This window comes from Allofrancisella guangzhouensis, assembly GCF_000815225.1.
Taxonomy (GTDB): domain Bacteria; phylum Pseudomonadota; class Gammaproteobacteria; order Francisellales; family Francisellaceae; genus Francisella; species Francisella guangzhouensis.
Genome location: NZ_CP010427.1, coordinates 176155 through 197261 on the forward strand (window position 1 = coordinate 176155; position 21107 = coordinate 197261).

Consider the following 21107-nt stretch of genomic DNA (forward strand, 5'->3'; position numbering starts at 1 on the left):
TCTTAATAGAAAAATAAAATTGCAAACAACCAAAAAAAACAAAACACATAAACCAAAATAAAACTCAACATAATAGTTGCCGAAGCCCATGCACATTTAATATAATCACCACAGATAATCCAAAGACCAACCCAAGCATGTAAAAAAACTGACAAATAGGCCATCAAAGTCAGGATTCTAAGAAACATACCATCTGTAAACAATCCATGCCAGCTATCGTAATTAAGTGCTCCAGCATTATATAAACATAAAGCTTCTATAAGTATGTAAGCAAAATAAACAGCAATAATAACAGCTGTAACTCGCTGCACAAAAAAATCTTTAACACCTGAAGATGTAAGTGAGATTACAGCCATAAAAAGCACCCCCAAAAAATTGCTGATAAAATACCAAAAATAATTGTTATAGTTGAGGTCAATTTAGCAATAGTCATACTCTCACCAAAACCCACATCCATGATCATATGTCTAATGCCAGCATAAACGTGGTAAGTTAATGCCGACAAAAAAACCCAAAAAAATAGGCTACCCCAGCCTTTCGTTAAAGCCAAAACAACTTGCTCATAACCATTTGGCCCTGCTAATGAATAATTCATTCCTACCACTACTAATGGAATAGCCACTATAAGGATCACGCCTGTTACGCGATGCAATATTGAGCTTATAGCCGTAATGGGAAAGTTATAGGACTTTATTGACATCAGATCAATATTTGTTATTTTTTTCATGCTCGACATTCCTCCGAAGCAACTTCACAGCAAAACTAAAATAAATTCACACTCTTAACATCTTTATGATATATTTTTGTAAAGTGAAATTCAAACATTTATAAATAAAAGTCCAGAACTATTTACACATGCTGAAAGCATTCTGCATCAAGACCTTTAACTCTTCAATTTAGTTATAAGCCACTTTCGCAAACAACAATTTTTATTTGCAAAAAAATACTGTTTAGCTTATTATTTTGACTACTGATTACATGCTTATTAGGGTGTGTTTCTTTTTACTGTAAAACTTTACTACCTTTTAAATAATTAACTCTTACTTGGAGGTTTTATAAAATAATGTCAAAGTACGCTACACTTAAATATGCTGAAAAAAATATCGAAATAGATCTACCTGTATATTCTCCTAGTCTAGGTAATGACTGCATAGATGTTTCATCTTTAGTAAAACATGGCCTTTTCACTTATGATCCTGGATTTATGTCAACTGCATCGTGTGAATCTAAAATCACCTACATAGATGGGGAAAAAGGTGTTCTTCTTCATAGAGGCTATCCTATCCAGGAATGGACACAAAAGTCAAACTACAGGTCCCTATGTTATGCTCTGATTTATGGTCAATTACCAACAGACGAACAAAGAGAAACTTTCAGAAGAGAGATTATTACAAAGATGCCGGTATGTGAGCACGTAAAAGCAGCTGTGTCTGCCATGCCAAAGTATACTCACCCTATGTCTAGCCTAATTGCCGGTGTTAATGCGATCGCTGCTGAGCATGTTCATAACGGACAAAAAGAACCTCAAGAAGAGGTTGCCAAAAACATAATTGCCAAAATTGCTACCATAACAGCCATGGCTTACAGACACAATCAAGGCAAAAAGTTTCTGGAGCCAAACCCAGAATATGGCTATGCTGAAAACTTCCTATACATGATGTTTGCTGAAGAGCAAAGTTACAAGCCAGATGAACTTCATGTTGAAGCCATGGACACAATCTTTATACTCCATGCCGACCACGAACAAAATGCTTCAACTTCAACTGTTAGATTATCAGGATCTACAGGTAATTCACCTTATGCTGCCATTATAGCAGGTATAACAGCACTCTGGGGCCCAGCACATGGTGGAGCAAATGAAGCTGTTTTAAAAATGTTATCAGAAATTGGTAATATGGCAAATATCAATAAATTTATTGAAAAAGCTAAGGACAAAGATGACCCTTTTAGACTGATGGGTTTTGGGCATAGAGTATATAAAAATACTGACCCTAGAGCTACTGCAATGAAACAAAATTGTGAGCAAATTCTAGCCAAGCTTGGCAATGGAAACGACCCTCTTTTAGCCGTAGCTAAGAAATTAGAAGAAATTGCTTTGCAAGATGAATTTTTCATAGAAAGAAAACTTTTTCCAAATGTTGACTTTTACTCAGGCATCATATTAAAAGCTATGGGGATACCTGAAGAAATGTTTACCGCGGTCTTTGCTCTTGCTAGAACATCTGGCTGGATTTCTCAATGGATAGAGATGGTAAACGATCCAGCTCAAAAAATTGGTCGTCCAAGACAATTATATACAGGCAAAACTAGCAGAACGCTCTAAGCTTTCTAGTTAGCTTCTCTCTTACTTTTATTCTTCTTTACTTTCAAAAACTTTTAAATTAGCCTATACCAAAATAAGCTAGCATTTTTGTATTCCAAGCTAAATGAATAAATCTCCTACCATTTCAGAGAAAATAATTGCGCCATTCAAGCAAAGTAAAATGTTTAATATGCTAATATTAGGTTATGCTTCTGGTCTACCTTTGATGCTTACAGCCTCATCTTTATTTCTGTGGTATAAAGATAATAATATTCAGGTTAAAGATATTGGGTTTTTAACATTAATCGCAATGCCGTATACCTTTAAATACTTGTGGGCTCCAATTTTAGATAAAATTAGTATTAAAGGATTTAGCAGGAGAAAAGGGTGGATACTTATCACCCAAATAGTTTTGATCCTACTAATTGCATTAATGAGTAGGTTTTCACCTGCTAACTCTCCTCTAACAATAGCCTTTATTGCGTTTTTGATATGCCTTACGTCAGCAACACAAGATATCGCTATTAACGCATACCAAACAGAAACACTCGATGAATCTGAACGAGCTTTAGGGAATGCTGTTGCCGTAATGGGGTATCGTATAGGTATGTTAATTACTGGGTCAATACTTCTAATTTTAGTAGATAGCTTTAATCATAGCTACAACCCTGAGCAAATATGTTTTTTACCCTATGAGATTACCAGTTTTATCAACCCTTCCATCCATTTGGATTCTTTAATCCTAGTCTCTAGTAATGAAAGCGTTAACCACATTATAAATTCTGGGTGGGCAAATGCTTTGTTAGTAATTTTAGTTTTTTTTATCATCTGTCCAATATTTACTATATTTTTAAAAGAAAGCTCCAAGATTGTTGCACCAAGGACCTTTAAAGAAGCTTTCATTAGCCCATTTGTAGAATTTATGACTCGAAAAGGAGTCACCTCAGCTTTACTTATATTAGCAATTCTAGTAGCTTATAAACTAGCCGACGCTATAGCCTTCTCCTTAAATTCGGTGTTCTTTGTCGATTTAGGGTTTGACAAAACTACCATTGCTGTGTCTTATAAGGCTTTATCTTTAGTTTTTACCATCTTTGGACTAATTTTTGGTGGCGTAGTAGCAAAAGAAATAGGGGTGTATAAGAGCTTTCTTTATTTTAGCATTATAATGGCATGTGCAAATTTGATGTACTTCCTTTTAGCAATAATAGGCAAAAACTATAACTTAATGATCGCCTCTGTAGCTGTCGAATACTTTTGCGGTGCAATGGGTACAGCTATTTTAGTGGCCATGATAATGAGTCTGGTTAACGTTAAATTTTCAGCAACGCAGTTTGCTATACTTAGCTCAATAGATTCACTCGGTAGAGTCCTAGTTGGGCCATTAGCTGGCTATATACAGTACCATTACGATTGGAGTGGTCTATTTATCTTTAGTTTTATCGTGGGAATAGTCGTGTCTCTAATCATTTATATATTCAAGAACCAAATAAAAGCCATGGCTGACCTGAAGTAGTTTTTATGCAAAAAGAAAAAATTAAGAAGTTTATTTTTGGGCGGAGCCATTTTTATTTAGCAAACTGTTCTGAAACAAACTCCCAATTTACTATGTCCCATAGAGCTTCTATATATTTAGGTCTAGCATTACGATAATCAATATAATACGCATGCTCCCAAACATCAAAAGTAAGCAAAGGCTTTTTATTATCTGTTAATGGGCACCCGGCGTTACTTGTTGTTACTATTTCTAACTTCCCTGTAGAATCTTTAACTAGCCAAGCCCACCCGGAACCAAATGTAGCTATAGCTGCTGCTGAAAAAGCTTCTTTAAACTTATCTATCGAGCAAAAGGTTTCTATTATAGCAGCTTTAAGCTGACTTGAAGGCTCTGTTTTCTCAGGTGAAAGACAGTTCCAATAAAACGTATGATTATAAACTTGAGCTGCGTTATTAAATAATCCACCATTAGCAGTTTTAATAATCTCCTCTAGGTTTTTTCCGTTATGCTCAGTTGCTTCTACTAACTTGTTTAAGTTAGTAACATAAGTTTGATGGTGCTTACCATAATGATACTCTATAGTCTCTTTAGAGATAACCGGCTCCAATGCATCCTTAGCATAAGGTAGTACTGGTAATTCAAATTTCATGATGAAACTCCCTTTAAATTTGTTTTTATTTTGAATAGTCATTAGATAACTATACCCGTTTAATATAATATGCTATCATTTTTTAAATGAAATTTCTAAATGAATAACCATTTAACTTACAAAGAGGAAATAAAATGAGTGCACATGAAGAACAAAAAGTAATAGATAGGATAGAAGAACAAATAAAAGAAAACCAAATTATACTTTATATGAAAGGCTCTCCAAATATGCCACAATGTGGGTTTTCAGCTAATGCTGCTAATGCCGTAAGATCTTGTGGGAAACCTTTCGCTTTTGTAAATATATTAGAAAACCCTGATATCCGAGCTACTCTCCCTAAATACGCAAACTGGCCAACGTTTCCTCAACTTTGGGTTAAAGGTGAGCTTATTGGCGGGTGTGATATCATAATGGAAATGAAAGAATCAGGTGAGCTCCAGGAGCTTATTGATTCTATTAAATAGTCTTAATTTATTTTCGCCCAAGCATCTTTACCATATTCACCTGAAGGGTCATACGCCTCTATAGAACATAATTTTGACTCAGGCCCTACTCTACATCTATATAAATCGTTACCTATTGCTACTGTTGTACCACCGGCATATGAAGTTATACCATTTGGATAAACATATTCAGCAGCTTTAGGCTTTTTAATGTTTCCACTTACAATTAGAGTTCCTATATTAGTTGCTTTTGTTATATCACTCCATGCTAGATAACCCTTGGCACCATATGGTGCATAAATCAGATTATTACACAAAACTTGTTTTCCGATAATACATTCATATTTTTTATCACCACTTATAACAACTTCAGCATCACTGTAGGAACCAATATTACTAGGATACTGGTAAACTCCATCGACGATTATTTTTTCAGGCTCATTAACAATGGTACTACCACCCACAGTTTTTTGGATTTTTTTCCATGCAAAACCTCCATGTAATCCATTAGGCATATACATTTTATCATTACACAAACCCGCTACAAACTGAGAAATGCATTTATATTCTGAACCTTGATAACTAATAATTGTATTACCATCATACGTACCTATATTGTCTGGATATTTGATTACAGCACCCATAATAGATGAGGATTCTTGATTATTTTTTTTATTATAAGCCTTAGCGAAATTAGATTTATCAACTACTTGAGAAACAATTGGAGGAAGCTTTATAGAAGCTATTGCATCAGTAGTGCTCCATGACTGATGCGAATATCCGACTGACAGCTCACCTTGATCGATCTTCATAGCGTCAAAATCTATACTCCACAGTGCAAATCCTCCAAAAGATGCCTTATGTTTTTCCATCAATTCAACAGTATTGTTAATATCTTTAGTAGAAAGTGCATATACCATCCCCCTAGCGGTAACTCCTTCTATAGCTGGGATAGTAAATACTAACTTATTAGCAGGAATTTTAGGGACTCGATCTACTTGATACTTAGGTTTATTCACATCATAACCTTCTTGCGTTGTTAAAGCCCAAGCCAAAGAAGCCATAAAGTTAGGGTAGCCATCGCTTGAAGTAATTTTCATATAGTTACCCTTAGGACCTTTATAAAAACCTAAAATGCCATCCATACCTGAATGACCATATGTGTTTAGCCATATATAATTAATGTTATTAACACCTATTTCATTTATTAAATCAGCATAACTTTGGTTACGATAAATATTATCTTCTCCATTTTTATCCAAAGGAGCTACAATATACGTCCAAACAGGTGAAAATGTTAACCAAAAGTCTGGGTTTGTAGATTTCATATACCTTACAAATTCTAAAATTTCTTTAGCAGCTTGCTGGACCATCTGCTTATTTTGTGGAAGATCAGGGGGAGATAAATCAAAGTTCACACCATCAAAACCATAATTATCAACAATTTTTGCAAGTGCGTCGAAATCAAATTTTTGCCACTCAATATAAGAAAACTTCCCACCAATTGAAACTATGACATGTTTGCCTTTTTGTTTCATATAGCCTATAAACTCCTTAAGCTCTTGTGGAGAATATATCTCTTTCGAGTCACCATTTTCTTGACTAAAAGTAAACTTAAACCCAGCACTACTGGTGTAAGTTAAATACGCAACTATGAAAACGTTATACTTACAAACTTCTGGGCTTTCATCACAATATTCCTTATCCTCTGGCATTTTAATACTTATAGGGTTACTATTTAACTGTCTACCAGAAATATTATACGTACTGCTTTTCCCCCATAAAGGTAAAAATCCTGCAACAACTGGTCCTTTAATAATTCTGACTCCTGGATCACAAATATTTTTATAAATACAATTGCGTAATCCTAAAGCAAAAGATCCTGCTTTATGGTCATCATCATATAAATCAGAGGTATAATCAGCGTTTAAAGTCCAACCTACAATACCAGAAAATCTTGGCTTAAGTTTTATTTTTTCAAGCTGTGGTAACATTAAAGCTACTGCTTGAGATGTTGTAAGAGAATTTGTAGCATCTGCCATAGGATGATACACAGTGTTAACCCCCCCTCCAGCTAAAGGGTCTGTTGGTTCCATTATCAAAACTTTTGTTTTAAATGGAACCTCAGCATTTTGGATAATTTTATCGTAACTTTCTGAAATAAAATTAGGATCATACTGTGGGTATTCATCGTATTCTTGTATAAATAAATAATCAACGTTTCCAGATTTAATAGCACTAGAATAATCATCACTGTGACCTGTAGTAACAAGTTTATAATCATTTACTTTAGGACTTAATATAATAGCTAAATTAGAGTCTATATGCTTAATTCTTGCTATCAGTTTAGTTAGAAACCCCGGAGAAACGAATTTTCTAATTCCAAAAACGATACCTTTTATATCATACTTTTTTAAAAACTTAACTATATTATTAGCAAGTGTATTTATTTGAATGTCTGTTAAATCCTCTCCTATTATTTTAGGATCAAGCTCATTCTTTTGGGCCCCTGGATAAAAAGTATTTGGGATACCTCCAACACCTAAGACAATATCTAATCCTGCACTTTTGGCTTCAGCTATCTTTTTTTCAAATGTTTGATTACTAACACCGGCTAAACTATTAGAAGAAAAGTTTATATCTGTACCGTACACCTCTGTATTTGCAATAATTATAACATTATAACCATCATCAGCTACTTTTTTCATATCAATATTGTTAGCTGAACTTAAAGCCCTCATATCTAGAAAACCTCCGATAATTCTATCTGGAAGTAACTTTTTATGAGGCGATTCTAAGGTTGATTTAGTTGGCTTATCTTTTTGCTTATCAACCATTTCAGATGGTTGCATGTTAGGCTCTGTATTTTTAGATAAAAAAATAAAGCCTACTATTACTATTAATAACGATAAAAGCAATAAGTATACTTTTTTTCTAGGTAAGTTTTCTTTCACTTGTAAACCCTAATAAACTATTAGATTCCTTTAACTATATTATATGTATTTTTATAGGACTTTATAACTATTTTAAGATATTTCAGGTTTCATATGAGGAAAAAGTATCACATCTCTTATCGACTGCGAATTGGTTAGATACATCACAAGCCTATCAATTCCTATACCTTGACCTGCTGTTGGTGGCATACCATATTCTAAAGCACGAATATAATCTTTATCATACGGCATTGCTTCATCATCACCAGAGGAAGCTGCTTCAACTTGTTTTCTGAAACGCTCTGCTTGATCATCGGCATCATTCAGCTCAGAAAAGCCATTAGCAATCTCACGCGCTCCGACAAAGAACTCAAACCTATCAGTAAACTCTGGATTACTATCTTGTCTACGTGCTAATGGTGAAACTACCGCTGGATAATCTGTAATAAATGTCGGCTGAATAAGCTTATGCTCAACAGTTTCTTCAAATATTTCATTTATCAGATGTCCAAGCTCATGAAATGCTTCTACTTTTATTTTTAGCTTATCAGCGATCTTTTTAGCAGATTCAAAGGTTGCTAAATCTTCTTTTGTAATATCATCATTGTACTTAACAATTGAGTCCACCATTGAGATACGTTCGTATTTACTGCCAAAGTTGATTTTATATTCCCCATATTCAAGTATTTGTGTACCTATAACTTCCTGTACAAGCTTAGAAAGCATATCCTCTGTTAGATCCATTAAGTCATTATAATCAGCATATGCCATATAGAACTCTAGCATAGTAAATTCTGGATTATGGCGCGAAGATACACCTTCGTTTCTAAAATTACGATTTATCTCATATACACGCTCAAAACCACCAACAACTAACCTTTTTAAATAAAGTTCTGGAGCAATACGTAAATATAATGGCATATCTAAAGCATTGTGGTGTGTCTTAAATGGTTTAGCTGCAGCACCACCTTGTAAAACATGCATCATCGGCGTCTCTACTTCCATAAAATCTAATTTATCAAAATAGTTACGGATAAAACTTACGACTTTTGAACGCACCTTAAAAACTTCACGTGCTTTTTCATTTGTAATTAAATCGACATATCTCTGGCGGTATCTCATTTCTTGGTCTGATAAACCATGGAACTTATCTGGCAATGGTCTAATGGCTTTGGTTAAAACCTCAAAATAATCTGCATGAATAGAAAGCTCACCTGTGTTAGTTTTAAACACAATACCAGAAACAGCAACTATATCACCAAGGTCACATAGATTCTTAAACGTGTCATATTGACTCTCTTCCAAATCACTTTTTTTGAGATAAATCTGTATTCTTCCAGACATATCCTGAAGAGTAAAAAAAGAAGCTTTTCCCATAACTCTTCTTAATACTATACGTCCTGCAACTTTGTAATTTTGCTTGTGTTCAGCTTCTTCTAACTCTTGCTTTGTCTTGTCTGCATACCTAGCTTGAAGACATGCAGCAACGATATTTCTCCTAAAACTATTTGGATGACTGATACCCTTATTTTGCTCAGTCAAAACTTTTAACTTTTCTTTTCTCAAAGCAATTTGTGAGTTTTCATCTAAAACTTGCTCTTCTATTTTATTATTTTTATCTGTCATTTAATTATCCTATAAACCACTTTTTAAGCTTGCTTCTATAAATTTGTCTAAATCACCATCCAATACTGCTTGAGTATTTGTATTTTCAACCCCTGTTCTTAAATCCTTAATACGAGACTGGTCTAACACATAAGAACGAATTTGACTTCCCCAGCCAATATCAGATTTTGAATCTTCTAATGCATTTTTTTCAGCATTTCGTTTTTGTAGCTCCATCTCATATAGCTTTGACTTAAGCTGTTTCATCGCGTTATCTCTGTTTTTATGCTGTGACCTATCACTTTGGCTTTGCACCACAATATTTGTTGGAATATGCGTTATTCTCACAGCTGAATCTGTCTTATTAACATGTTGACCACCTGCACCTGATGCTCTATATGTGTCCACTCTCAAATCAGCAGGATTAATCTCAATATCAATATTATCATCAACTTCAGGGGATATAAATACTGAAGCAAATGATGTGTGCCTTTTGTTATTTGAATCAAAAGGTGATTTTCTAACTAATCTATGAATACCTGTTTCTGTACGCAACCAACCATAAGCGTATCCACCTTCGATCTTTAAAGTACACCCTTTTATACCAGCAACATCACCGTCTGAAACATCATCCACTGTAACTTTAAAACCACGACTATCAGCCCAACGCATATACATTCGCATCAACATCTCAGCCCAGTCTTGCGCTTCTGTTCCTCCAGAACCTGATTGAATGTCTAAATAAGCATTATTAGGATCCATCTTCCCAGAAAACATTCTTCTAAATTCTAGCCTTTCAACCTCTTGAGCAACCTCTTGAATATCTTTTGTGATTTCCTGGATTAAATCCCCATCTCCTTCTGCTAGCTCAAGAAGGTCATTTAAAGCTTCTATGGTCTCTGTGATATGCTCACAAGTTAATACCACACTCTCTAACTCAACTTTCTGTTTGCCCAAGTTTTGTGCACGCTCAGGATTATCCCAGATAGAGCCATCTTCTAGCTCCATTAAAATTTCTATTAACTTTTCTTTTTTGACATCATAGTCAAAGATAACCTCGTAATAATTCTATACGAGTAGATAAATTTTTTAATAATATTTTATAGTTTATTGCTTCCATATTTGTTATCACTTATACACTGAATTTGTGTATAAAGTTTATATTTTTAGAGAGGCTAACTCAAATAAATAAGAACTTTTTTAATAAAGATCATGATCATTAGTTAAGTTATAAAAGTACTCTCACCTGTAGAAATTACCTTTTTATGTTTTTATCTAGTAAAATTAAGTATCTAATTCAAAAATTATTTCAGAAAGTTATGACTGTGACCGAAGCATTAAAAAAACGTAAATCCGTTAGAAAATTTCTAGACAAACTTATACCTGAAGAGCTACTCGTTGAATTATTTGAAGCTGCGAAATGGGCGCCTTCTAGTAAAAACACTCAACCTTGGAAAATAGCTGTCGTCAGTGGAGAAAAAAAAGAGAAATTAATGAATAAAATACTTAAAGCCCATAAAGAAGGACAAAAGCCACGCATGGAATACAAATATGATGGAGAAAGATTAGAGGATGAACTAAAGCAAAGAGCTATAAAATGTGGACAAGACCTGTATAACGCTCTAGAAATAGCACAAGATGATAAAGATGGACGGTTACAACAATGGGCAAAAAACTATCTTTCTTTTAAATCACCAACCGCTATATTTATATTTAAACATCCTGACACCGGAATTAGTGGCTACATAGACTGTGGTATGCTAATTCAATCTATAATGCTAGCAGCAGTTGATTTAGGATTAGCAACATGTCCTCAAGCATCGCTAGCACACTATCCAGATATAGTAAAAGAAGAATTAGGCTACAAAGATGATGTATTACTGTGTGGAATCGCTATAGGATATGAAGATGTCCAAGATAAAGTAAATAATTATCGCACAGAAAGAGAAAATTTAAATAATATAGTTAATTTTTTTAGGGAGATTTATTAATTGGTATATTAAATGTATAATTATAGATTAAAGTAATATATAATTATGTATTATTATAATACGAAAGGAGATTAGTTATGGTGAATATTGATTTTAGTAAAGATATAATTGAGGCAACTCGTTATTTCATCAAGGTAGTAGAACTAGGATCATATAGTTCTGTGAAAAAATTCTACAATGTTGAACTTAACACTATAAAAAGCAAGATAGATACACTAGAAACATATCTTGGAGTTAAGCTTATACAAAATATACACAATCGTATCACCCCAACAAAAAATGGCGTAAAGTATTATCACTCTTGTAGCAAAATATATAAAGATCTAGAAAGCACTATTGATAGTGTTAAAAACAATGGCTTTAAAGAAAGACGGGCTATAAGAGTATTAGGCTCTCCACTTTCCATAAAAGTAACCATAGATAGAGTGATACCTAAGCTAAACCAAGACTCCACCAGCAACTTAAGGTTTACCTTAGATAATTATGCTCTAAACCACTTCGATGGTAAAGAATATCAGTTTGAAACATACGATGTAATTCTAATAAATACAAGACATCTAGAACATATTGATTTAAATGATTGGATAGTATGTAAGTCTATCAATTCTACAAAACTACCAGCTCTAATATACGGCGATAAAAACCTTATAAAAGATATGCATAATGAGCCGCAGAAAGTTTTAGAAACAGATTTGGTATTTAACCGATATGATTGGGATCACAATATTTTTAACTTCACGCATAAAGAAGATGAAGAAGATAACCACCAAAACAAAATGTATAGGTTTAACCCCAATAAAGTAAAATATCTGGTTAGTAATGAAGTACAAAAAGCTAATATTATAAAAAAAGAAAAAGTAATTGGCTTTATGCCTAAATTCTATTACGACTCACTCATGAAAGACTCTGAATATATTGATTTTGTAAGAGGATTTGAGGTAGATTTTCATATAGAGTCTTTTCTAGTTCTAGTATACAAATATTCAAAACATAAAGATAAGTTAGTTGAAATATTTAGAACTGAGTTGATAGAATTATTAGGGAATGATTTAGACGACCCTAGCAAAAATTAGACCTGTAAATAAAAAACCAAACAAAACCGTGGATAAAAATAGTAACGCTCAAATGTTTCTATATATTTTAGATAATTTTGATTTATCCCAGCACTCTATTTTCTCAAAGTCAGGCTCAAAAGTAAATCTTCCATCTGGGCTAATACCAGCATACATTTTCAAATAAAAATATAAGCTTCCTTTTTGCTTTTTATTAGGGAGTAGCTCTAAATTTCCTTTATAAAAAGAAGTAAATTTTTTTATAAAATCATTGCCATATAAACAAAGTTTATTAACTGTTTGTATAGATATATTAGAGTTTTCCGCTTGAGATAAAACAAAATATAAATGATTCTCTATAAAAATGGAAAACATCTCAAGATAGTTTTTTAGTAGGAAAGCCCTGATCTGCCCTGTTATACCATGCCTATTCCAAACGCCGTAATACGGGGAGTTAAACGATATGTTTAGAGTTTTCCCTGTAATACTTGTTATCAGTAAAGCAATTATAGACGATGAAAGAATAGGTTTTAATACACCAAAAGTTATACCCTTAGAGATTAGATGGGATAATGTATCTCGCTGCATTATAGCTTCACCAGATATATACGTTTCTCGGAAACTTTTTAGTAGCGCTGCTGTTGAATGCAGATTAGAGGTGTTTTGCTTAAATTTTAGTGCATAAGCTAATATACCACTACACATATTATCAATCCCCTTAAGAACATCCTTAGTATTTGAAAATAGCTCATTTATTTTTATAAATAAGTCACTATCCTCTGGTATACCTCGGAATTTTACTACTCTACCGCCACCATTAAAATCATTAAAGCTTTTTTCCTTTAATATCCTCTTCCCTAGGTCAGAGAATTTTTTAAAACTTTTATAATCAAGAAAGTCTTTCGCCTGGGTTTTTAAGCTAGAGTCTGACTGACAAATAAAAGCCCATAGTTTTTCACTTTCAGAAATCTGATCTATAGAAACCTGATCTAAAAAACTTTGTTCATGTAGTGATGTATTTATATTTTCTAAAGTATTTCCTATGACCTTAAAGAGTTTCAAAATAACTTTTTTGTGTCGGGTATCAGGAAGTAAGTAATACCCTAGCAACCGATCCATGTCATAAAGATCAAGCACAGAGACATCGCCTACTTCCAAACATTTTGAATCTATTACAGAGGCATAATGTAACACTGATAGCGCTATAAAAGAATAGTGGGTGGTTATAAAACATCTTTTACATTTATCTTGGCTTATTTGATTTAACCTTCTTCCGAAACCTATAAAAAGCTTTTTAAGTTCTTCATCACTATCTCTATTTAAAATAGCCTTTATTCGGTTAACCTTTTCAAGCTCTATAATTGTTATCTCATTTATATGAACCCCTTGACCTTTAATATTCAGCATTAAATTACCAATAGCTAAATTAAGGTGATTTTTATTATTTTGAATTTCATATAGATCAGTAAATGAATCAATGCCTTTTAAAAAAGCTTTTTTTACAGCTTCTATAGATATCAGCTTTATCATTTTTCTCCTCCAAACAATACTCTGTTTATTTGATTTTAAAAACTCTCTCCTTGTCTTTGTCAGTATTTTGAGAAACTTTTGCTTCTGAATAAGAAATAGAATCTCTAGTTGATAAATAATTAAATAATCCCACCAAAATGTGGATAAATATTATTCCCAAACCAATATATGCTAAATACTCATGAACGTTTTTTAGTTGTCCAATATACTCCTTTGGCATATGATCAATAAGGCTTGGTAACCCAAATGGTATTGAATATGTGCCTTTTGCACTTATTATGCACCAGCCTAAAATAGGCATAGCCATTAACCAAAAATATAAAAAACCATGGACTAATTTAGCCAAAAGTTTACGAAGTAAACCATAACCAGGCCTTGGAGACATAATAAATTGTTTTAAAATGATTCTAAAAGTAGTCAAAAATAAAATACTAAAACCTATATAGAAATGTGAACTTTTCATAAAACCATAGAAAACTGTATTTTTACCAAAAGCACTCCTAAACTCTATAGATACAAACACTAAAATTAGCAAAACAACTGTGAGCCAGTGAAGGGCTATAATAAGTTTCTTAACATGATCTTTTTTATGCATACTTTAAAAATTACTATAACACCTTAATTCTAGATTATAAGCTAGTAGATGTTATTAAGAAAATATTTTATAGCTAAAAAATTCCAATAGAATGATACAGTACAGTATAGATAATCCCTGTAACAAAAATACACGCAGGGATAGTTAATAGCCATGCTGTTGCTAGCTTTTTAACAACTCTCCAATTAACTCCTGAATCAGCAAAGCCAGCACCCATAATTGAACCTGATGCAACTTGAGTGGTACTAACTGGTAAGCCTATATGAGAAGCACCTAAAACTAATAACCCTGAACTTAGCTCAGCTGAAACAGCATTTGTAGGCTCAAGTTTCGAGAGCTTTGTACTTAAGGTTTTTATAATCTTTTTACCTCCAGAAAGAGTTCCTAATCCCATAGCTGCACCACAAACTATTATAACCCAATCTGGAACTACAGTAGTCTGTACTAAACCAGCACTTAATAATGCTAAAGTTATAATTGACATAGTTTTTTGAGCATCATTTGAACCATGTGAAAATGATAATAAACTAGTTGATACTACTTGTAACTCTCTAATGTATTTGTTAGTAAGTCTTACATTTTTTACTTGAGTAAAAATATTTAACAATACTATACAAACGATTAAAGCTACAAAAAAAGCTAAAACTGGCGAGCTAATCATTGGTACCAGAACCTTATTAAGTACTGTAATGTAATTAACATCTTTATAGCTGGCTCCTACTATAACGGCCCCCACTAAAGAGCCTATTAGAGCATGAGAGGAGCTTGATGGAATACCAAAATACCATGTAAAAAAGTTCCAACTTATAGCTCCTAACAGTGCAGATACAAGAACTATATCTGAAACTACGCTTGTATCTACAAGTCCTTTTGAGATAGTAGCTGCAACAGCAGTACCAAAAAACGCTCCTAAAAAATTAAAAAAAGCTGCTAAACCTATAGCTTGGTGGGGGGTTAAAGATTTAGTAGCTATTGGTGTAGCAACAACGTTTGCTGCATCATGAAAACCATTAGTAAACTCAAAAAATAAAGCTATACAAATGATTATTATTAATACTGATGTAACCATTTTGACAAGACCCTACTTTAAACTTCTTTCACATATATTCTCATTATTGATTCTGCGACAGCTGTACAAGTTGAAATAGCGTTTTCTATGGTTTTGTAGATATCTTTGACCTTCATTATAAAAATAATATCGCCCTCCTCAAAATGAGAAAACTTCTTAAGGGCATAACCCAGATCCTCTAAAACGTTCTCATCTAAAACAGTTATTCTTGTATAAAGTGATTTAAGGGTTTTATAATCGCCTTTACTAAAAGCTTTCATCATATCATCTAGAACTTTTGTCATTTTTCTAAGAGTTTCAACACAGTTTGATAAATATAAGTTAACGTTCCCTCTTTCCTCTTCCATTAGAATTTGCATATAGCGATAAGCTCTTACGATTCTCTTATTTAGTTTTGAAAGTAAAGTTATAATGTTGTGTAACTCAACTCTATCTATAGGTGTTACAAAATATCTAGCTAATTCATGATCAATTTTATTAGCTAACTCAACTGTGACAGTCCTAGTTAGTCTTAACTCTTCTGCAAGCTCAGATATGGTTAGATTATCCTTTTCTTTCATTATCTGATCTAAGATTCTTGCTGATTCTTCTACACTCTCTGTTGCCTGTATTAGTAGCTCAAAGAATATTTTATCTTGACTTGGAATTAAAGTTTTTACCAGTTTTCGCAACATTATAAATGATTCCTTTAATTTAGGATTAGTTACGTTGAGAAGTTTATAACAATAAAATAAAGAAAAATACTATAATTTACAAAAAATTTTTTTTATGAGAAAGTTAGTTTCATACAGTTAAATCAACTAAAGCTTGTGTAAGGTGGGTTTTCATACAAAAAGCCTATTAAATTTAGAATATAATTCTATTGCTTCATCGAAACTAACAAGTTTAAACCTTAACCTAGATTTTGGTGCAAATTGAGCGAGTTTATTTATGTCTGGCTCAACAACTGTAGCTACTCGTGGGTAGCCGCCTACAGTTTGCCTATGACGCATTAAAATTATTGGTCCGCTAGGAGATAACTGGATCGTGCCATCAACTACAGGTTGTGAAATCATTTCTACTTTCTTAGCGATCAAAGCGTTACCATCTAAAGATAGTCCCATCTGACTTGAGTTTGGTGATATTGTCCAAACTTGTTCAAAAAAGCCATTATCTTCTAAAATATCAAACTCCGGACCTTTAACTATTCGTATATAGTTATTTTTATAATTTGAATCTATAAACTGCTCAATTTCTTTTGACCTTTTTTTACCAATATTTATTTGGTCTGGTGTTTGAACTATAGCAAACACCAAAGTACGAAAACCAACCTTGGTACCACTAAATTCTAATGTATCTCCTTTTTTTAAATACTGAATTTGGTTATATACCACTTGTTTACTATTTACAGAAGTATTTTCATAAGTTGCTCCACAAAGTATAAAAAGCATATCTTCTTCGGCTGTTATTTTCGCAGGATAAATCATCTCTATAGCTTGAAAATCTAAAGGCTGATTAAATAGCTGATAAGCAACTCTAAAACTTAATTGATCTTGGGCACCACCAAGAGATATACCCTTATCTTGAAAGCCATATAGTCTTTCATAAACAGGGAACGATAACCCTCCTTTCACGGAAAATATTTTTGTTTGCATACTTAGCCTTTACGATTATATATTTCTTTTACAAGCGCTAGTGCTATTTTACTATCAGAATGGACACAAATCGTCTCGGAATTAAATGTAACTTTTTTACCAGCTATCCTTATAAAACCTTCTTTTAGATCCATATATTGAGACAGTGCCTTGCTTAAATCATGAATTTCTGCATTTGGCGTACCTCTGGGAATAAGCATAGGATTATTGTTTTTGTCTAACATATATCCCCTTTCTGCAAAACTCTCTTTAAGTATCTTTATGTCATTTTGTTCTGCGTATTTTCGTAATATACCAAAAGGGCTAACTAGAAGTTCTTTTATACTGTTATCTAAGCACCATGTTACAAAAAAATTGGCTAACTTATCATCAACATTTAACTGATTATATAATGCTCCATGTGGCTTAATAGCTTTTATAGTACCATCAAAAAGAGCTAGCTGCTGATCAAAAGACTTTTGTAAAGTGGTATTATCAATACTAATAATTTTTCTACCAAAGTTTTTTTTGTCTGGGTAAGATATATGAGCAGTTATTTTAACGTTATTCTCATTACAAAGCTTTGTATAATACTCAACGCTTTGCTTATCGCCAGCATGTCCAGAGCAAGCTATATTTGCGATATCAATATAATTAACTAACTCATCATCTGTTGGATGAGCTACTCCTCTTTCTCCTAAATCACAGTTAACTGAAAACATAACTAAATTTCCCTAAAAATTATTTTATCTGCTGGACTAAAGCTAGGAAAATCTCTAAAGGCTGTTTTGCCAATAATATTCCAACCACTTGGAGTATCTGTTGTAAATATGGTAGTTTGCGACCCTCCTATACCAATCGAACCAACATCTATTTTATTTCTTGGGGTAGCCAGCCTAGGTAAACTTAGACTAATATCAAGTCCCAATAGATATGGCAAATACGGTTTAAATCCAAGCATTGCTATATGATATTCTGATGCTGTGTGTCTTTTTATTATTTCTGGTATATTTAGACCTAATTTCTGGGATGCAGTTTCTAAGTCTATACCAGTATATTCAACGTCTATATAATGAGTTTTAGATTCTATATGCTTACTATAGTCAACTAATTCTATCTTTTTAAGGATACTATTTTGTAAAAATAAATGATTATTATTGTAGAAAAAATGAAAAGCTATTGAGTTATATGCTGGTACGATGTCATAAATTTTTAGGTCGTTACAAAATGATTTATCATCTAAAATAAATTTATAGATCTTAAGGATCTTAAGGTTATCATCAATAGAAAGCCGATTACTTAAATTGTAAATAAAGCAGCTTTCACTTAAGAAGTAATAATTCATAAACAGTATTGCGTGTTATACCTTTGTCTAATATTTTACAGACTTGTTTTATTTTGAGATACCTTTTTTGCAAAACTCTGGCTCTAATTTGTATAGTGTTATTAATCCAACTATAGCACTTAAACATATAATACCAACAGCCGCATAATCAGAGAATTTATCCGCCAAATAAAAACAAACAAAAGGTAATAAGCCTCCGTATACCCCAAAACCTGTATTATAAGCCACAGCAAAACCTGTATAGCGCACATCTTTTGGAAAACAGTCTGTGAAAACCACCATAATAGTGCCATAAAAAATACCAAAGATTGCTCCCATAACTATAAAGAAAAATATCAATAACTCACTATTAGCTTTATATAACGCGTATATTGGTAAAGGTAAAATAAGCATCAAAACTAGTCCTAAGGTAATTATAGCTTTTATAGCAAAAAACTTCGTCAACCTAGCAGCCAAAACACAAGAGCCTATAAACATTATTAAGCTTATAGTGGTTAGGATAGCGACATTAACATGGGCTTGACCAAGTATTTCCTTAATAATATTGGGTAATATAGTGATCTGAAAATATGCTACAACTGCTCCAGGAAAACACAACAGTATCATATACAAAATACTTTTATGGTACTCTAAAAACAATGATTTTAGCTTAACCTGTGGTTTTGAAGTACTTTTTTCTTCTTTACTTCCACTATGTTTAATAAAGAATGATAAAACTACCAACAGAATAGCTATAGCAAACAAAATTCTCCAGCCACCATTTGCCATAATTTCATCAGGGATAAAATATCTAAAAACTTGAAAACTAACTATAGCAAGTAAAATTCCACCAAAAGCACTTGTTATGACATTTGCTGAAGCTTTAGCTTTACCTAAGGCAGTAGTTTCACCTTCTATAAGGATAACAACTGAACCACTATACTGTCCTCCAATTGCTATACCTTGTAATATCCTGAAGGACACTAATAGCAAAGGAGCTAAAACCCCTATCATAGTATATGGAGGTAACAAAGCCATACCTACTGTAGGAACCCCCATAAAAAATGCTGCCCAAGCAAGGGCTGAAGTACGTGATTTTTTATCCCCTATATACCCAAATATAACCCCACCTAGAGGTCTAGCAAGGAAACCTGCAGCAAAAGCACCAAATGCAAATAAAAAGTTAGTAAAAGAGTCATTAAAGGGGAAAAAAGCTGTACCTATGTATCCTGCACAAAATGAGTACACTGTAAATTCATACCATTCTGCTGAGCTTGCAAAAAGAACAAGTAATTTTTTCATATTCAAAAACAAAAACTGCGTATACTTTTATTAAATTATAAAAATACGGAAAAATATAGTTTTTAAAGAAAATTTTTGTAAGAAAAATATATTTGTGACTTAGTTAAAACTAAGAAAAATAGGACGAAAATTACTTCAATCTAACCACTAAAACATCAATACCCGCCTCATGTAGTATTCCATTAGCTGTAGAACCTAAGAAAAATCTGCCAATAGCACTTCTTCTATGACTTCCCACGACAATTAAATCGCTACATTGTTCTTTAGCTTTTTCTAAAATACTATTAGAAACCCCGCCAATTAAAACAAATTTTCCTCCATTGATATTATTTTCTTTAGCAAACTTATCTATAGCTTCCTCTACTTTTGCCGTTTCATAAGTCATTAAAGAGATACTATCATTTGGTATTACAAATGCTGTATCTACTGTTGCATTATAAAGTTTAGCCACCTCATTAGCCTTTGCTGCTACCTTACAAGAATCATTTTCTAGATCTGTAGGCATTAGTAGCTTCTTATACTCTATAGCTGCTGCTTGCTTATCTTTACCAACCCTTACTGTTAAAACGTCACATTTTGCTTTATGTAATACAGCATTAGCAACTGATCCTAGCAATAGGTTAATACCATGAGTAGCATGCGAACCCAAAATTATAAGATCACACTCATTTTCCTCAGCGTATGCAACAATTTCAGAAGCTGGATTACCTACCAAAATTTCATGCTTAACGTCAAACCCTGAAATTTTAGCAATGACTTTAGATAAAGCTTCTTTTGCCTCTCTTTCTATAGAATGTTGAAAATCAACTATAGAAGGTGCAAATGGCGCCACACAATCAACTACAGAAATAACCTGAAGCTGCTTGATATTATTTTTCTTAGCAAAATTAATTGCAGAATCAATCACTATATTTGCTTTCTCATAAACATTAATTGCTAATAGTATCTTTTTATATGCCATGATAGCTCTCCTAATTTAGACTTCTTTCATTTTCATTATAGCAAACAATAACAATGAAAAAAAATCTTTTAATAACTGATTAAACGGGTTTACCACCAAGGTACTGACGCTTCAAAAAAAAATAGCTAATAATATAGGATTAAAGCATAACATAACATGTTACGCCCAATAAAAGTGGCTACTGATTTAACCGCTAAAGTTCATTGAGCTTGTCGAAATAGATTTGCCAAAACCCTGAAA

Annotated in this window: 20 protein-coding genes; 5 read left to right on the plus strand and 15 right to left on the minus strand. The window is 32.9% G+C overall.

Annotated elements, in window-relative coordinates; translation table 11 throughout:
* Positions 1-2: 2 nt before the first annotated feature.
* Positions 3-371 carry a succinate dehydrogenase, hydrophobic membrane anchor protein gene (gene sdhD / locus SD28_RS00870; RefSeq protein ID WP_096334692.1) on the minus strand — a complete coding sequence of 123 codons (369 nt, stop codon included), beginning with the start codon at positions 369-371 and terminating at the stop codon, positions 3-5.
* A complete protein-coding gene (sdhC, locus tag SD28_RS00875) occupies positions 347-727 on the minus strand; it encodes a succinate dehydrogenase, cytochrome b556 subunit (RefSeq protein WP_052251845.1) in 381 nt (126 codons plus the stop codon). Before sdhC ends, sdhD begins: the two co-directional genes overlap by 25 nt.
* 336 nt (positions 728-1063) lie before the next feature.
* On the opposite strand from sdhC, the gene SD28_RS00880 reads away from it, so the two are divergent.
* Together SD28_RS00880 and SD28_RS00885 are read left to right on the plus strand one after the other, a co-directional pair.
* Positions 1064-2323: a citrate synthase gene (locus SD28_RS00880; protein WP_039123183.1), complete on the plus strand. Its 1260-nt coding sequence runs from the start codon at positions 1064-1066 to the stop codon at positions 2321-2323.
* A gap of 103 nt (positions 2324-2426) precedes the next feature.
* Positions 2427-3818, plus strand: a complete 1392-nt coding sequence (locus tag SD28_RS00885) for an AmpG family muropeptide MFS transporter (RefSeq protein ID WP_039123185.1) — start codon at positions 2427-2429, stop codon at positions 3816-3818.
* Positions 3819-3870: 52 nt separating this feature from the next.
* Here the strand turns inward: SD28_RS00885 and SD28_RS00890 are convergent, their stop codons facing one another.
* A complete protein-coding gene (locus tag SD28_RS00890; RefSeq protein ID WP_039123187.1) occupies positions 3871-4449 on the minus strand; it encodes a superoxide dismutase in 579 nt (192 codons plus the stop codon).
* 134 nt (positions 4450-4583) lie between these two features.
* Between SD28_RS00890 and grxD the strand changes: the two genes are divergently transcribed.
* Positions 4584-4913 carry a Grx4 family monothiol glutaredoxin gene (gene grxD / locus SD28_RS00895; RefSeq protein ID WP_039123189.1) on the plus strand — a complete coding sequence of 110 codons (330 nt, stop codon included), beginning with the start codon at positions 4584-4586 and terminating at the stop codon, positions 4911-4913.
* A gap of 2 nt (positions 4914-4915) precedes the next feature.
* On the opposite strand, the gene SD28_RS00900 is transcribed toward grxD, so the two are convergent.
* The 3 genes from SD28_RS00900 to prfB all read right to left on the minus strand — a co-directional run bounded on the left by SD28_RS00900 (position 4916) and on the right by prfB (position 10550).
* Positions 4916-7846: a glycoside hydrolase family 18 protein gene (locus tag SD28_RS00900; RefSeq protein WP_084593799.1), complete on the minus strand. Its 2931-nt coding sequence runs from the start codon at positions 7844-7846 to the stop codon at positions 4916-4918.
* Between the two features lie 72 nt (positions 7847-7918).
* The gene (gene lysS / locus SD28_RS00905) at positions 7919-9451 is read right to left on the minus strand and encodes a lysine--tRNA ligase (protein ID WP_039123190.1); all 1533 of its coding nucleotides are present in this window, start codon (positions 9449-9451) and stop codon (positions 7919-7921) included.
* A gap of 9 nt (positions 9452-9460) precedes the next feature.
* Positions 9461-10550 (minus strand): peptide chain release factor 2 gene (prfB, locus tag SD28_RS00910; protein ID WP_096334693.1). Its coding sequence is split into 2 segments (ribosomal slippage): positions 9461-10477 and positions 10479-10550, totalling 1089 coding nucleotides; the frame shifts between segments, so codons are not numbered across the junction.
* Between the two features lie 199 nt (positions 10551-10749).
* On the opposite strand from prfB, the gene SD28_RS00915 reads away from it, so the two are divergent.
* Together SD28_RS00915 and SD28_RS00920 are read left to right on the plus strand one after the other, a co-directional pair.
* Positions 10750-11421, plus strand: a complete 672-nt coding sequence (locus tag SD28_RS00915; RefSeq protein WP_039125669.1) for a nitroreductase — start codon at positions 10750-10752, stop codon at positions 11419-11421.
* A 77-nt stretch (positions 11422-11498) separates the two neighbouring features.
* The gene (locus SD28_RS00920) at positions 11499-12494 is read left to right on the plus strand and encodes a LysR family transcriptional regulator domain-containing protein (RefSeq protein ID WP_039123193.1); all 996 of its coding nucleotides are present in this window, start codon (positions 11499-11501) and stop codon (positions 12492-12494) included.
* A gap of 48 nt (positions 12495-12542) precedes the next feature.
* On the opposite strand, the gene SD28_RS00925 is transcribed toward SD28_RS00920, so the two are convergent.
* The 9 genes from SD28_RS00925 to SD28_RS00965 form a co-directional block, all read right to left on the minus strand.
* Positions 12543-14003, minus strand: a complete 1461-nt coding sequence (locus tag SD28_RS00925; RefSeq protein WP_039123195.1) for a hypothetical protein — start codon at positions 14001-14003, stop codon at positions 12543-12545.
* Positions 14004-14028: 25 nt separating this feature from the next.
* Positions 14029-14598, minus strand: coding sequence for a cytochrome b (locus SD28_RS07840; protein WP_069774101.1), 570 nt, complete (start codon positions 14596-14598; stop codon positions 14029-14031).
* 73 nt (positions 14599-14671) lie between these two features.
* Positions 14672-15667, minus strand: a complete 996-nt coding sequence (locus SD28_RS00935; protein WP_039123197.1) for an inorganic phosphate transporter — start codon at positions 15665-15667, stop codon at positions 14672-14674.
* A gap of 17 nt (positions 15668-15684) precedes the next feature.
* Positions 15685-16341 carry a DUF47 family protein gene (locus SD28_RS00940; RefSeq protein WP_039123199.1) on the minus strand — a complete coding sequence of 219 codons (657 nt, stop codon included), beginning with the start codon at positions 16339-16341 and terminating at the stop codon, positions 15685-15687.
* Between the two features lie 150 nt (positions 16342-16491).
* Positions 16492-17301 (minus strand): 5-oxoprolinase subunit C family protein, encoded by an 810-nt coding sequence (locus tag SD28_RS00945; protein WP_039123202.1) that lies wholly within the window; start codon positions 17299-17301, stop codon positions 16492-16494.
* A 2-nt stretch (positions 17302-17303) separates the two neighbouring features.
* Entirely contained in the window at positions 17304-18002 is a 699-nt protein-coding gene (locus SD28_RS00950) for a 5-oxoprolinase subunit PxpA (RefSeq protein WP_039123204.1), read from the minus strand.
* A 2-nt stretch (positions 18003-18004) separates the two neighbouring features.
* Positions 18005-18625, minus strand: coding sequence for a 5-oxoprolinase subunit B family protein (locus tag SD28_RS00955; protein ID WP_039123206.1), 621 nt, complete (start codon positions 18623-18625; stop codon positions 18005-18007).
* Positions 18626-18673: 48 nt separating this feature from the next.
* A complete protein-coding gene (locus SD28_RS00960; protein WP_084593801.1) occupies positions 18674-19906 on the minus strand; it encodes an MFS transporter in 1233 nt (410 codons plus the stop codon).
* A gap of 130 nt (positions 19907-20036) precedes the next feature.
* Positions 20037-20867 carry a universal stress protein gene (locus tag SD28_RS00965; RefSeq protein ID WP_039123209.1) on the minus strand — a complete coding sequence of 277 codons (831 nt, stop codon included), beginning with the start codon at positions 20865-20867 and terminating at the stop codon, positions 20037-20039.
* Positions 20868-21107 lie beyond the last annotated feature (240 nt).